This is a genomic window from Streptomyces sp. NPDC032721 (assembly GCF_055579625.1).
This window is the reverse complement of record NZ_JBVIMX010000022.1, coordinates 1-13,099: the sequence shown is the minus strand read 5'-3', so window position 1 is coordinate 13,099 and position 13,099 is coordinate 1. Positions and strand designations below refer to the sequence as shown.

At 70.6% G+C, this 13,099-nt stretch carries 12 protein-coding genes; 8 read left to right on the top strand and 4 right to left on the bottom strand.

The annotated features are described in order from the left end of the window. Window positions 1-54 precede the first annotated feature (54 nt). From tsf to ACZ5PB_RS35010, 8 genes are all read left to right on the top strand, one after another. Window positions 55-891, top strand: coding sequence for a translation elongation factor Ts (gene tsf, locus ACZ5PB_RS35045; protein ID WP_468696892.1), 837 nt, complete (start codon window positions 55-57; stop codon window positions 889-891). 191 nt (window positions 892-1,082) lie between these two features. Next, complete coding sequence (gene pyrH, locus ACZ5PB_RS35040; RefSeq protein WP_468697052.1) at window positions 1,083-1,850, top strand: UMP kinase; 768 nt, start codon at window positions 1,083-1,085, stop codon at window positions 1,848-1,850. 130 nt (window positions 1,851-1,980) lie between these two features. Continuing rightward, window positions 1,981-2,538, top strand: coding sequence for a ribosome recycling factor (gene frr / locus ACZ5PB_RS35035; protein ID WP_399440379.1), 558 nt, complete (start codon window positions 1,981-1,983; stop codon window positions 2,536-2,538). Then, a complete protein-coding gene (locus tag ACZ5PB_RS35030; protein WP_468696890.1) occupies window positions 2,538-3,692 on the top strand; it encodes a phosphatidate cytidylyltransferase in 1,155 nt (384 codons plus the stop codon). Before frr ends, ACZ5PB_RS35030 begins: the two co-directional genes overlap by 1 nt. 105 nt (window positions 3,693-3,797) lie before the next feature. Further along, window positions 3,798-4,904 carry a dual-specificity RNA methyltransferase RlmN gene (gene rlmN, locus ACZ5PB_RS35025; RefSeq protein ID WP_468696889.1) on the top strand — a complete coding sequence of 369 codons (1,107 nt, stop codon included), beginning with the start codon at window positions 3,798-3,800 and terminating at the stop codon, window positions 4,902-4,904. A 229-nt stretch (window positions 4,905-5,133) separates the two neighbouring features. Then, window positions 5,134-6,231, top strand: coding sequence for a thiamine ABC transporter substrate-binding protein (locus ACZ5PB_RS35020; protein WP_468696887.1), 1,098 nt, complete (start codon window positions 5,134-5,136; stop codon window positions 6,229-6,231). A gap of 95 nt (window positions 6,232-6,326) precedes the next feature. After that, window positions 6,327-7,946, top strand: coding sequence for an ABC transporter permease (locus ACZ5PB_RS35015; protein WP_468697051.1), 1,620 nt, complete (start codon window positions 6,327-6,329; stop codon window positions 7,944-7,946). 6 nt (window positions 7,947-7,952) lie between these two features. Further along, window positions 7,953-8,987, top strand: a complete 1,035-nt coding sequence (locus ACZ5PB_RS35010; RefSeq protein WP_468696886.1) for an ABC transporter ATP-binding protein — start codon at window positions 7,953-7,955, stop codon at window positions 8,985-8,987. Between the two features lie 251 nt (window positions 8,988-9,238). Here the strand turns inward: ACZ5PB_RS35010 and ACZ5PB_RS35005 are convergent, their stop codons facing one another. The 4 genes from ACZ5PB_RS35005 to ACZ5PB_RS34990 all read right to left on the bottom strand — a co-directional run bounded on the left by ACZ5PB_RS35005 (window position 9,239) and on the right by ACZ5PB_RS34990 (window position 12,845). Then, entirely contained in the window at window positions 9,239-10,177 is a 939-nt protein-coding gene (locus ACZ5PB_RS35005; RefSeq protein WP_468696885.1) for a hypothetical protein, read from the bottom strand. Between the two features lie 79 nt (window positions 10,178-10,256). Further along, window positions 10,257-11,180: a DMT family protein gene (locus ACZ5PB_RS35000; RefSeq protein ID WP_468696883.1), complete on the bottom strand. Its 924-nt coding sequence runs from the start codon at window positions 11,178-11,180 to the stop codon at window positions 10,257-10,259. Window positions 11,181-11,282: 102 nt separating this feature from the next. Beyond that, window positions 11,283-11,657: a VOC family protein gene (locus ACZ5PB_RS34995; protein ID WP_468696881.1), complete on the bottom strand. Its 375-nt coding sequence runs from the start codon at window positions 11,655-11,657 to the stop codon at window positions 11,283-11,285. Between the two features lie 72 nt (window positions 11,658-11,729). Then, the gene (locus tag ACZ5PB_RS34990; protein WP_468696879.1) at window positions 11,730-12,845 is read right to left on the bottom strand and encodes an LOG family protein; all 1,116 of its coding nucleotides are present in this window, start codon (window positions 12,843-12,845) and stop codon (window positions 11,730-11,732) included. Window positions 12,846-13,099: the final 254 nt, after the last annotated feature.

The following is a 13,099-nucleotide window of genomic DNA, read 5'->3' as shown; positions in this document are numbered from 1 at the left end:
TCGCGCGGATCACGACTCGTAGATCACGACTTTCGAGAAGAGATTCACAGACTCATGGCGAACTACACCGCCGCTGACGTCAAGAAGCTCCGCGAGCTCACCGGCGCCGGCATGATGGACTGCAAGAAGGCTCTCGACGAGGCCGACGGCAGCGTCGACAAGGCCGTCGAAGCCCTTCGGATCAAGGGCCAGAAGGGCGTCGCCAAGCGCGAGGGCCGTTCGGCCGAGAACGGCGCCGTCGTCTCCCTGATCGCCGACGACAACACCTCCGGTGTCATCGTCGAGCTCAAGTGCGAGACCGACTTCGTCGCCAAGGGCGAGAAGTTCCAGGCCGTCGCCAACCAGCTGGCCGCGCACGTCGCCGCCACCAAGCCGGCCGACCTCGCCACCCTGCTCGCCTCCGAGATCGAGGCTGGCAAGACCGTGCAGGCGTTCGTCGACGAGGCCAATGCCAACCTCGGCGAGAAGATCGTCCTGGAGCGCTTCGCCCAGTACGAGGGCGCCTACGTCGCCGCGTACATGCACCGCACCATGCCCGACCTGCCCCCGCAGATCGGTGTTCTGGTCGAGCTGGACAAGGCCGACGCCGACCTGGCCCGTGGCATCGCCCAGCACATCGCCGCCTTCGCGCCGAAGTACCTCACCAAGGAAGACGTTCCGGCCGAGGTCGTCGAGACCGAGCGCCGCGTCGCCGAGGAGACCACGCGCGCCGAGGGCAAGCCCGAGGCCGCCCTCCCGAAGATCGTCGAGGGTCGCGTCAACGGCTTCTTCAAGGAGGCCACCCTTCTTGGCCAGCCGTACGCGCTGGACAACAAGAAGTCCGTCCAGAAGGTCCTGGACGAGGCCGGTGTCACCCTGAAGCGCTTCGCGCGCATCAAGGTCGGCATCTGATCCGTACGTCCGACTTCGTCGACGTAACGCGAACATCGCCAGACCCGGCTAGGGTCTAATGCAGCCGCCCGGCGTACGCGCCGGGGGGCCGCAGATCTGACGAGGAGGCCATTGCCGCAGAGGGAACCGCGAGTTCCACCGGCAATGGCCTTCTTCGTATGTGCACGAGGAGAACCCCCATGGATCAGGGCATGAATCAGGGCGCGGACGCCAACCAGTCCCACGACAACGGCAAGAAGACCGGCCGCTTCATGCTGAAGCTGTCCGGCGAGGCGTTCGCCGGCGGCGGTGCGCTGGGCGTCGACCCCGACGTCGTGCACGCCATCGCGCGCGAGATCGCCGCAGTGGTGCGCGACGGCGCGGAGATCGCGGTCGTCATCGGCGGCGGCAACTTCTTCCGCGGCGCCGAACTCCAGCAGCGCGGCATGGACCGGGCCCGCTCCGACTACATGGGCATGCTCGGCACGGTCATGAACTGCCTCGCCCTCCAGGACTTCCTGGAGAAGGAGGGCATCGACTCCCGCGTCCAGACCGCCATCACCATGGGCCAGGTCGCGGAGCCGTACATTCCGCTGCGCGCCGTACGGCACCTGGAGAAGGGCCGCGTCGTGATCTTCGGCGCGGGCATGGGCATGCCGTACTTCTCGACGGACACCACGGCCGCCCAGCGCGCCCTGGAGATCGACGCGGAAGCCCTGCTCATGGGCAAGAACGGGGTCGACGGGGTCTACGACTCCGACCCCAAGAAGAACCCGGCGGCGGTGAAGTTCGACGCGCTGGAGTACAGCGAGGTGCTGTCCCGCGACCTCAAGGTCGCCGACGCCACCGCCATCACGCTGTGCCGCGACAACGACCTGCCGATCCTGGTCTTCGAGCTGCTGGCCGAGGGCAATATCGCCCGCGCGGTCAAGGGTGAGAAGATCGGCACGCTCGTCAACGCGCAGGGTACCCGCGCCTGACCCCTCGCCCCGGGGATGGACAATGTCCTGCCGGTCGGACACCGTGCAGGAGAAGACGCACGCAGCAGCAGACGCACGCAGCAGCAGTCCAAGACATGCAGCAGCAGTTCCAGACATGCAGGAGTACGTGGTGATTGAAGAGATCCTCCTCGAGGCCGAGGAGAAAATGGAGAAGGCCGTCGTGGTCGCCAAGGAGGACTTCGCCGCGATCCGCACCGGCCGTGCGCACCCGGCGATGTTCAACAAGATCGTGGCCGACTACTACGGCGCACTGACGCCGATCAACCAGCTGGCGTCGTTCTCGGTGCCCGAGCCGCGGATGGCCGTGGTGACCCCCTTCGACGCGAGCGCACTGCGCAACATCGAGCAGGCGATCCGCGACTCCGACCTCGGCGTCAACCCGAGCAACGACGGCCGCATCATCCGAGTGACGTTCCCCCAGCTGACGGAGGAGCGCCGCAAGGACTACATCAAGGTCGCGCGCAACAAGGCCGAGGACTCCCGGATCTCCATCCGCGCCGTGCGCCGCAAGGCCAAGGACACCCTTGACAAGCTGGTCAAGGACAAGGAGGCCGGCGAGGACGAGGTCCGCCGTGCGGAGAAGGAGCTCGACGACACCACCACGAAGTACGTGGCCCAGGTGGACGAGCTGCTGAAGCACAAGGAAGCCGAGCTGCTCGAGGTCTGATGAACGACTCTTCCTGGGGGGCCCAGCCACGGGCGGGCTATGCCGGTGAATGGACCGCCCCCGACCAGGGGCCCCTCCCGGCGGGTCCCGCGTACGATGCGCATGACGCCCAGCACACTCGGCCCATGCCCATCGTGCCCGAGACAGGTCCCCCGTCAGGTCCCGAGTCAGGCCCTGAGTCAGGCAGAGGCGCCGACCACCGCGACGACCGGACGCGGGGGGCCGCTTCCGCTGCGAGTCACGACTTCGCAGCGCAGAGCGGTCCCCTGTTCCGCGACGAGATGCCGCAGGAGCCCATGTCCACCCCGTCGTCCCCGGCCCCCAAGCCGCCCGAGAAGAAGCGCGCGGGCCGCGATCTGCGTTCCGCCATAGGGGTGGGTCTCGGGCTCGGCGTGGTGATCGTCGCGTCCCTGTTCGTCTGGAAGGCCGCCTTCATCGGCGTCATAGCGGTCGCCGTCGTCGTCGGTCTCTGGGAGCTGACCTCCCGCCTGGAGGAGCGCAAGGGAATCAAGGCTCCGCTGGTACCGCTCGCGGTCGGCGGAGCGGCGATGGTCGTCGCCGGTTACGTGCGCGGACCCGAGGGTTCCTGGGTGGCCATGGCGCTCACGGCGCTGGCGGTGCTGGTCTGGCGGATGACCGAACCGCCGGAGGGGTACCTCAAGGACGTCACCGCGGGTGTCTTCGCCGCGTTCTACGTGCCGTTCCTGGCCACCTTCGTCGCGATGATGCTCGCCGCGAACGACGGGCCGCAGCGGGTGCTGACGTTCCTGCTGCTCACCGTGGTCAGCGACACCGGTGCGTACGCGGTGGGCTGGCGCTTCGGCAAGCACAAGCTGGCCCCGCGGATCAGCCCCGGCAAGACCCGCGAGGGCCTGCTCGGTGCGATCGCCTTCGCGATGGTGGCGGGCGTGCTGTGCATGACGCTGCTGGTCGACGGAGGTACGTGGTGGCAGGGCGCGCTGCTCGGCCTCGCGGTCGCGGCCAGTGCCACCCTCGGTGACCTGGGCGAGTCCATGATCAAGCGGGACCTCGGGATCAAGGACATGGGCACGCTGCTGCCGGGCCACGGCGGCATCATGGACCGCCTCGACTCGCTGCTGCCGACCGCTCCGGTGGTCTGGCTGATGATGGTGATCTTCGTGGGATCAGCCTGACCTCGCATGACCTCGCGTCTGTGACCTGCTGAGACGTACGAGAAGGGGCCCGCCGTCCACAGGACGGCGGGCCCCTTCTCGTACATCTGAGACACTGGTTTGACCATGCCTGTACCCGGAGAACTCACTTTCGTCGCGCCCCGCGGAGCCAAGAAGCCCCCGCGGCACCTCGCCGACCTCACGCCCGCCGAGCGCAAGGAGGCCGTGGCCGAGATCGGTGAGAAGCCGTTCCGCGCCAAGCAGCTTTCCCAGCACTACTTCGCCCGGTACGCCCACGACCCCGCCCAGTGGACCGACATCCCGGCCGGCTCGCGGGAGAAGCTGCGCGAGGCGCTGCTGCCCGAGCTGATGACGGTCGTGCGCCATCTGTCGACCGACCAGGAGACCACGCGCAAGACGCTGTGGAAGATGCACGACGGGACGCTGGTCGAGTCCGTGCTCATGCGGTACCCGGACCGGGTCACCATGTGCATCTCCTCGCAGGCCGGGTGCGGGATGAACTGCCCGTTCTGCGCGACCGGGCAGGCCGGGCTCGACCGGAACCTGTCGACCGCGGAGATCGTGCACCAGATCGTGGACGGCATGCGCGCGCTGCGTGACGGCGAGGTGCCCGGTGGTCCGGCGCGGCTGTCGAACATCGTCTTCATGGGGATGGGCGAGCCGCTCGCCAACTACAAGCGCGTCGTCGGGGCGATCCGCCGGCTGACCGACCCGGAGCCCGACGGTCTTGGGCTGTCGCAGCGCGGCATCACCGTGTCGACCGTGGGTCTGGTGCCCGCGATGCTGCGGTTCGCCGACGAGGGCTTCAAGTGCCGTCTCGCCGTGTCGCTGCACGCGCCGGACGACGAGCTGCGCGACACCCTGGTGCCGGTCAACACCCGCTGGAAGGTGCGCGAGGTGCTGGACGCGGCGTGGGAGTACGCGGAGAAGTCCGGCCGCCGGATTTCGATCGAGTACGCGCTGATCAGGGACATCAACGACCAGGCGTGGCGCGGTGACCTGCTGGGCCGGCTGCTCAAGAACAAGCGGGTGCACGTCAACCTGATCCCGTTGAACCCGACGCCGGGTTCGAAGTGGACCGCCTCGCGGCCCGAGGACGAGAAGGCCTTCGTCGAGGCCATCGCGGCCCACGGGGTGCCGGTGACCGTACGGGACACCAGGGGCCAGGAGATCGACGGGGCCTGCGGCCAGCTGGCGGCCTCCGAGCGGTAACGCGCACAGGCCTGGTAGTACGCTGGGCTGCACATTTGCATATTCCGACAGGGGAGCGCCACAGCGCTGAGAGTGCAGTCCTGACTGCAGACCCTCTGAACCTCGCTCAGGTCATTCTGGGTAGGAAGTTCGGTCGTTACTCAAGCTGTTGCGCCCTGCCCGCGTTCCGGTCGTCCGGAAGCGGGCGGGGCCGCGTCTCTTCCTGGTCATTTCCAGGAGGAATTCACCAGTGAGCACCACCCACACCGTCAAGAGGTACGCGGCGATATCCGTCGCCGCCGCGCTCGGCGTCAGCACCCTCGCGGCCTGCGGCGGGAAGGCGTCGCCCGAGAAGGACAGCGCCGAGTCCAAGACGGTCACGCTCGTCAGCCACGATTCGTTCAACGTCTCGGAATCCGTGCTGAAGGCGTTCACCCAGCAGACCGGCTACACCGTCAAGCGGCTGAAGGGCGGGGACGCCGGGACCGCGCTCAACCAGGAGGTCCTCACCAAGGGCTCGCCGCGCGGCGACGTCTTCTTCGGCGTCGACAACACCCTGCTGTCGCGGGCGCTCGACAACGGGATCTTCACGCCGTACGAGGCCAAGGGGCTCGACGGCATCCCGGCCGACCTCCAGCTGGACAAGGGCGAACACCGCGTCACCCCCGTCGACACCGGCGACATCTGCGTCAACTACGACAAGAAGTACTTCGCCGACAAGAAGCTGGCGCCGCCCAGGACGCTGGACGACCTGACCAAGCCCGCGTACAAGAACCTGCTGGTCACCGAGAACGCGGCGACCTCCTCGCCCGGTCTCGGCTTCCTCCTCGCGACCGCGGGCAAGTACGGCGACGACGGCTGGCAGGCGTACTGGCAGAAGCTGAAGGACAACGGCGTCAAGGTCGTCGACGGCTGGGAGCAGGCCTACAACGAGGAGTTCTCCGGTTCCGCCGGCGGGAAGAAGGCCAAGGCGGACCGGCCGCTGGTCGTCTCGTACGCCTCCAGCCCGCCCGTCGAGGTGCTCTACGCGAAGCCGCAGCCCACCGAGGCGCCGACCGGGGTGCTCACCGACACCTGCTTCCGGCAGATCGAGTTCGCGGGGCTGCTCAACGGGGCGAAGAACGAGGCCGGTGGCAAGGCGCTGCTCGACTTCCTCGTCGGCAAGCAGTTCCAGGAGGACCTGCCGCTGCAGATGTTCGTCAACCCGGCGGTCAAGGGCACCAAGCTGCCCGAGGTGTACGAGAAGTTCGGCGCGAAGGTCGGGGCGCCGGTGACCGTGGACCCGAAGAAGATCGCCGAGAACCGCGAGAAGTGGGTCAAGTCGTGGTCCTCGCTGGTGAACAAGTAAAGGGCGACAGCGAGAGCACGCGGCCCGGCGGCCGGAAGCGGGACACGGCCGCCGGGCGGGGCTCGTGGCGCGGGAGCGCGGTGCGGCTCGGTCTGATGGCCGGGCCCGTCGCGTTCTTCGCGCTGTTCTTCGCCTGGCCGGTCGTCGCCATCGTCGGGCGCGGGCTGAAGACCGGCGACGGCTGGCAGCTCGGGCGGATCGCCGAGGTGCTCGGCGACGCGGACATCCGTGGCGTGCTGTGGTTCACCACCTGGCAGGCGGTCGCCTCGACCCTGCTGACACTGCTGCTCGCGCTGCCGGCCGCGTACGCCTTCGCACGGCTGGACTTCCCCGGCAAGCAGTTGCTGCGGGCGGTGGTGACCGTGCCGTTCGTGCTGCCGACGGTCGTCGTGGGCACCGCCTTCCTGGCGGTGCTGGGGCGCGGCGGGCTGCTCGACGAGCTGTGGGGGGTACGGCTCGACACCACGGTCTGGGCGATCCTGCTCGCGCACGTGTTCTTCAACTACGCGGTGGTCGTACGGACCGTGGGCGGGCTCTGGTCGCAGCTCGACCCACGGCAGGAGGAGGCCGCCCGGGTGCTCGGCGCGGGGCGGTTCGCCGCCTGGCGGCGGGTGACGCTGCCCGCGCTGGGGCCCGCCGTGGCCGCCGCCGCGCTGATGGTGTTCCTGTTCACCTTCACCTCCTTCGGCGTCGTCCAGATCCTGGGCGGACCCGCCTTCTCCACCCTCGAAGTGGAGATCTACCGGCAGACCGCGCAGCTCCTCGACCTGCCGACGGCCGCGGTGCTGACACTGGTGCAGTTCGCGGCGGTGGGCGCGATCCTCGCCGTCCACGCGTGGACCGTACGGCGCCGGGAGAGCGCGCTGAAGCTCGTCGACCCGGCGCTGACCTCGCGGCGGCCCAGGGGGTTCGGGCAGTGGGCGCTGCTGGGCGGCGTCCTCACGACCGTGCTGGTGCTGATCCTGCTGCCGCTCGGGGTGCTCGTGGAGCGGTCCTTCGACGGGCCCGAGGGGTACGGGTTCCTGTACTACCGGGCGCTCCAGTCGGTCGGGGACGGTGGCGGGGCCTTCCTCGTACCGCCGCTGGAGGCCGTCTGGAACTCCCTCCAGTACGCCGTGGTGGCGACCGGGATCGCGCTGGTCGTGGGCGGTCTGGCGGCCGCCGCGCTGACCCGGCGGGCCGGGCGGCTGGTGCGGGGCTTCGACGCGCTGCTGATGCTGCCGCTCGGGGTGTCCGCGGTGACCGTGGGCTTCGGCTTCCTGATCACGCTCAACCAGCCCCCGCTGGACCTGCGGACCTCGTGGATCCTCGTACCGCTGGCGCAGGCGCTGGTGGGGGTGCCCTTCGTCGTACGGACGATGCTGCCGGTGCTGCGGGCGGTGGACGGGCGGCTGCGGGAAGCGGCGGCGGTGCTCGGGGCGTCGCCGCTGCGGGCGTGGCGGGAGGTCGATCTGCCGCTGGTGCGGCGGGCGTTGCTCGTGGCGGCGGGGTTCGCCTTCGCGGTGTCGCTGGGCGAGTTCGGGGCGACCGTCTTCATCGCGCGGCCCGACAATCCGACGCTGCCGGTGGCCGTGGCCCGGCTCCTGGGGCGGGCCGGGGACCTCAACTACGGGCAGGCGATGGCCCTGAGCACGATTCTGATGGTGGTGTGCGCGGTGTCGCTGCTGGTGCTGGAGCGCATGCGGCCCGACCGATCCGTATCCGGGGAGTTCTGAGACGAGATGACCGACCAGTTGCTTTCCTTGGAGGACGTGACCGTACGGTTCGGGGCGCGGGCGGCGCTCGACGCGGTGGACCTGACGGTTGCCGCGCACGAGATCGTCTGCGTGCTCGGCCCGAGCGGCAGCGGGAAGTCGACACTGCTGCGGGTGGTGGCCGGGCTTCAGGGTCTGGACGGCGGGCGCGTACTGCTCGACGGTGTCGACCAGGCGGGGGTGCCGGTGCACCGGCGGGGGGTGGGCCTGATGTTCCAGGACCACCAGCTCTTCCCGCAGCACGACGTCGGCGGCAACGTCGCCTTCGGGCTGCGGATGCGGGGTGACGGCAGGGCCGAACAGGCGCGCCGGGTCGAGGAGTTGCTCGAACTGGTCGGACTGCCCGGCGCCCGGCACCGTGCGGTGGCCAACCTCTCCGGCGGCGAACAGCAGCGGGTCGCGCTCGCCCGCGCACTGGCCCCGCAGCCCAAGCTGCTCATGCTGGACGAGCCGCTGGGCCAGCTCGACCGGGGCCTGCGTGAGCGGCTGGTCGTCGAACTGCGCCAGCTCTTCGGGCAGTTGGGCACCACCGTGCTCGCCGTCACCCACGACCAGGGCGAGGCCTTCGCGCTCGCCGACCGGGTCGTGGTGATGAACGAGGGCCGGATCGCACAGGCGGGCAGCCCGCTGGAGGTGTGGCAGCGGCCCGCGTCGGAGTTCGTGGCGCGCTTCCTCGGCTTCGACAACGTGGTGGCGGCGACCGTCAGCGGCGAGGCCGCCGACACGGTGTGGGGCAAGGTTCCCGTTCCGGCGGGTGCGGCCCAGGGGCAGGGCCGGCTGCTGGTGCGCCCGGCGGGCGTGCGGCTGGTGCCGGTCGCGGACGGGCTGCCCTGCACGGTCCTCGCCCGTACCTTCCGGGGCCACCACGTCGCCGTACAGCTGCGGCCGGTGGACGGCGGGGCCCCGCTGGAGGCGGAGGTCGCGCTGCGGGACGCGCCGGAGGAGGGCGCCGAGGTGGGTGTGGCCTTCGTGGCGGACGAGGTCGTGCTGCTGCCGGAGTAGCGGCGGGGGAGTGGCTCCCGTAGTGCCACGGGGTGACGCGGAGGTGGGTACTGCGGTGTGATGCCTCGCGGGTGAGGTCTCGCGGATCTTGTCCGCATGACCGTGAGCATCGCCAAGTCCGCGCCCCTGTACGGCACTTCGTCCCTCGCGCCGTCGGTGGTCCTGGGCGGCTGCGCCGTCGCCTCGCTCGGCTTCGGGCTCGTCTCGGAGCTCGGTCCGCACCGCATGTGGGGCCTGTCGGCCGCGCTCGGTTACGGGGCCGCCGCCTGGGTCGCCGTACGGCCGCCGGTCCTTCGCGGCAGGCGGCTGACACCGGTGCCGGTCGCGGTGGTGGGGGCCGTGGTGCTGCCGCTGGTGCTGCTGGTGGCGCTGGGGCAGGAGCAGTTGGAGGTACGGGTGGTGGAGCGGTCGGCGCGGCTGCTGCTCGCCACCGGCAGCCCGTACGTACCGGACCCGGCCGTGGTGGCGGACTTCAACCCGTATCTGCCCGGCATGGCGGTCTTCGGGCTGCCGCACGCGCTCTTCGGGGGCGGGGTGCTCGGGGATGCCCGGTGGTGGATGGCCGGGGTGTTCGTCGCGGCGGTGGTGCCGGCGCTGGGGAGGCGGGCGGCCGGGTGGGTGGTGGTGTGCCCGTTGGTGGCGTTGCCGCTGGTGGTGGGCGGGATCGACCTGCCGGTGGTGGGGCTGATGTGCCTCGGCCTGGTGCTGGCGGGGCGGGGCCGGGCGGGCTGGGCGGGGGTGGTGCTGGGGGTGGCCGCAGCGCTGAAGTGGACGGCTTGGCCTGCGCTGCCGGTGGCTTTGGTGTTGCTGGTGGGGGTGGGTGGGGGGAGGGGGGCTTGGTCGGCCAGGAGTGCTTGGCGGGTCGCGGGTGCCTGGCGGGCGGCCGGGTGGTGCGGTGGGGTGGCGGGTGTGGTGGCCGGGGGGCTGGTGGTGCCGGTGGGGGTCGGCGATGGCCCGGGGTTTTTCCGTAACGCCGTCGCGTTTCCGCTTGGGATGAGCGACGTCGAGTCACCGGCCGCCAGCCCGCTGCCCGGACGGCTGCTCGCCGCATACGTGCCGGGCGGCACGGCGATCGCCGCCGTGCTGCTGGCCGTGAGCGCCGTGCTCGTCGCGGTGTCGCTCGTGGTACGGCCGCCGACGACGGTGCGTGCGGCGGCCGTACGACTGGCGGGCGGGCTCGCGCTGGCCATGGCGCTGATGCCGGCCAGCAGGTTCGGGTACCTCGTCTACCCGTTGGTGCTGCTCGGCATCGGCCGGCGGGGGCGTCCGCTAGCGGGGCGTCTCCACCAGAGGGCGTGGCAGCTCCGGCTCCGTACCCGATTCCTCGCCGTGCTTTCCGAACCAGGCGACCGCCACCGCGCCCGCCACGGCCAGCACGAAACCGACGATCGCCACCCACGCGAAACCGGGGCGCGAGGCGTCGCCCAGCCAGACCACGCCGATCATGCCCGGCAGTACGGTCTCGCCGACCACCAGCGCGGCGGTGGCACCGTTGACCGAGCCGATCTGCAGCGCCACCGTGTGCAGGTACATGCCGCCGATGCCGGCGACCAGGATCGCGTACAGGGCCGGGTCCGTGAGGAAAGTGCCCAGGTCGAAGGGGTCGACACCGTTCAGGATGCGTACGCCCACGCCCAGCGCGCCGAAGCCGAGGCCGGACAGCAGACCGGCCAGGATCGCGGCGCCCGCGCCCATCAGCCGTACCGCCACCGTGCCGCCGACCATCAGGAACACGGAGATCGCCAGCAGCCACCAGTGGGTCGCCATCTCGGTGTGGCCGCTGCCCTCGTGGCCCGCCGCCGTCGCCAGCAGCACCAGTGAGCCGCAGACGACCGCGATGGACGTCCACTCCTTGCGGGTCAGCTTGATGCCGAGCATCTTGACGCTGAGCACCGCCGTGACCACCAGGTTGGCGCTGATCACGGTCTGGGAAAGGAAGAGCGGGAGCATCCGGGCGGCCAGCGCGCCGAGTCCGAAACCGATGAAGTCCAGGATGGTTCCGACGATGAATTCCCAGGTCATCGCAGCCTTGGCGGTGGACTGCAAGCTGGGTCCGCCGTGCTGGGTGACACCGGTGGTGGAAGCCTGGGCCGCCTCCCGGCGGGCGGACTTCCGCGATCCGACGGCTTGCAGGACCGAGCCTGTGCCGTAACAGATCGACGCCACGATGGCGGTGATGAGGCCGATGAGCACCAAAAGCTCCGTTCACGGATGGTCTGTTGTTCTCCGACTACCAGACGTCGGATTCGCCGTGAGCGTTGCTTTTGGCGCGGCCGGATGTGTCGGGGAGTGCGTTCAGCTCTGGAGTTCCGCGGCGCTGCGTTCGACGCAGAACTCGTTGCCCTCGGGGTCGTGGAGGGTGACCCAGCCCCTGCCGTCGGGCCTGCGGTGGTCCTCGAACACGGTGGCGCCGAGGGCCAGGAGCCGGTCGACCTCCTCGTCGCGGGTGCGGTCCTGCGGCTGGAGGTCGAGGTGGACCCGGTTCTTGACCGTCTTGCCTTCCGGGACCTGGATGAAGAGGACCCCGAGGCCCTCGGTGGTCACCAGGGCCTCGGGGTCGCCGGGGCTGTCGTCGTCGGACACGGCGGAGTTGAGGACCTTGGCCCAGAAGGAGGCCAGCTTGTGGGCGTCGGCACAGTCGATGGTCACGTGGCGCACGAGAGAGGACATGGGCGCCACTATGACGGTGCGGGTGGGCCGGGGCCAGCGAATTCGGGGTGGCTCAGCTTTGAGGGTGGTGGCTCAGGCGTTCCTGAGGCGCTCCAGCGCGGCCGGTGCTTCGGCGACCGTGTCGACGAGGGCGATACGAGGTTCCATGGCGCGGCCCTGGGCCAGGGACCGGAGCAGGGGCCAGGCCGGGAGGCGCTCGGTCCAGTGGACGCGGTCGACCAGGACCATGGGGGTGGGCTCGCCGCGCGACTCGTAGTAGTTGGGGGTCGCGTTGTCGAAGATCTCCTGGACCGTGCCGGCGGCGCCCGGCAGGAACACCACGCCCGCGGTGCAGCGGGCCAGCAGGCCGTCCTCGCGGGTGGCGTTGGCGAAGTACTTGGCGATGTGCGAGGCGAAGGGGTTCGGCGGTTCGTGGCCGTAGAACCAGGTGGGGATGCCGACGGAGGCACCGCCGTCCGGCCACCGGTCGCGTACCGAGAAGGCGGCGCCCGCCCAGTCCGTGATCGACGGGTCGAAGGACGGCACCTTGCCGAGGAGGCCGAGGGCCTCGTCCAGGGCGGGGTCCGGGTGCGGGGCGAGGTACGCGCCGAGGTTCGCCGCCTCCATCGCCCCGGGGCCGCCGCCGGTCGCCACCGTGAGGCCCGAGCGGGCGAGGGTGCGGCCGAGGCGGGCCGCGCCCGCGTAGGCGTCGGTGCCGCGGGCCATCGCGTGGCCGCCCATGACGCCGACCACCGGGGCGTCCAGGAGGTGTTCGTCGAGGGCGTCGGAGACGGCGTCGTCGTGGATCGAGCGGAGCATGGAGGCGAATATGTCGCCGTCGCTCTTGGTGCGCTGGAACCAGGCGTAGGCGAGGGCGTCCGGGGTCGCCTCGTACTCGTGGGCGGCCAGGCCCTCGAAGAGGTGGTCGGGGCTGTAGAGGAGCCCCCGGTACGGGTCGAAGGGGAGGTTCGGGACGGGCGGGAACACCATGGCGCCGTCCGCGCGGACCTTGGCGGTGGCGGGGGCCTCCATGGGGCAGCCGAGGAAGATGACTTCGGCGGTGTCGGTGGCGAGGAGGGCCGAGGTACGGGCGGTCAGGTCGACGGACTGGATCCGGTAACCGGTGAGGGGGCCGCGGGCGAGGACCTGGTCGAACTCGGCCAGGGTCTCGATCTCGTGGTCGTGGGCGGGGTGTTGGTGTTGGGGCACGGGGTCATGGTAGGGGGGTGGGGGAGTGGGCTTGTGGGGAGCCCATGGGGGGTGTGGGGGTGGGTGGGGGCGTGCCGTCCGGGCGGTCCAGGGCTAGGGGGCGTGGATTGGGCGTGCTGCCCAGGCTGTTGAGCGGTGTCGCGCCTGCGGCGGGCTGTGCCCCTCCCCGCCCCTTCCCTAGACCGCTGGCCGCGGGGCCGAGGGTTTTTACCTGCGGGTCGAGTGTGGTTGCTCGCGCAGTTCCCCGCGCCCCC

Coding starts and splice junctions, on each gene's coding strand:
- tsf (WP_468696892.1), top strand. CDS start 55: ATGGCGAACTACACCGCCGCTGACGTCAAGAAGCTCCGCGAGCTCACC.
- pyrH (WP_468697052.1), top strand. CDS start 1,083: ATGAATCAGGGCGCGGACGCCAACCAGTCCCACGACAACGGCAAGAAG.
- ACZ5PB_RS35030 (WP_468696890.1), top strand. CDS start 2,538: ATGAACGACTCTTCCTGGGGGGCCCAGCCACGGGCGGGCTATGCCGGT.
- rlmN (WP_468696889.1), top strand. CDS start 3,798: ATGCCTGTACCCGGAGAACTCACTTTCGTCGCGCCCCGCGGAGCCAAG.
- ACZ5PB_RS35015 (WP_468697051.1), top strand. CDS start 6,327: ATGGCCGGGCCCGTCGCGTTCTTCGCGCTGTTCTTCGCCTGGCCGGTC.
- ACZ5PB_RS35010 (WP_468696886.1), top strand. CDS start 7,953: ATGACCGACCAGTTGCTTTCCTTGGAGGACGTGACCGTACGGTTCGGG.
- ACZ5PB_RS35005 (WP_468696885.1), bottom strand. CDS start 10,177: ATGGCCAGCGCGAGCCCGCCCGCCAGTCGTACGGCCGCCGCACGCACC.
- ACZ5PB_RS34995 (WP_468696881.1), bottom strand. CDS start 11,657: ATGTCCTCTCTCGTGCGCCACGTGACCATCGACTGTGCCGACGCCCAC.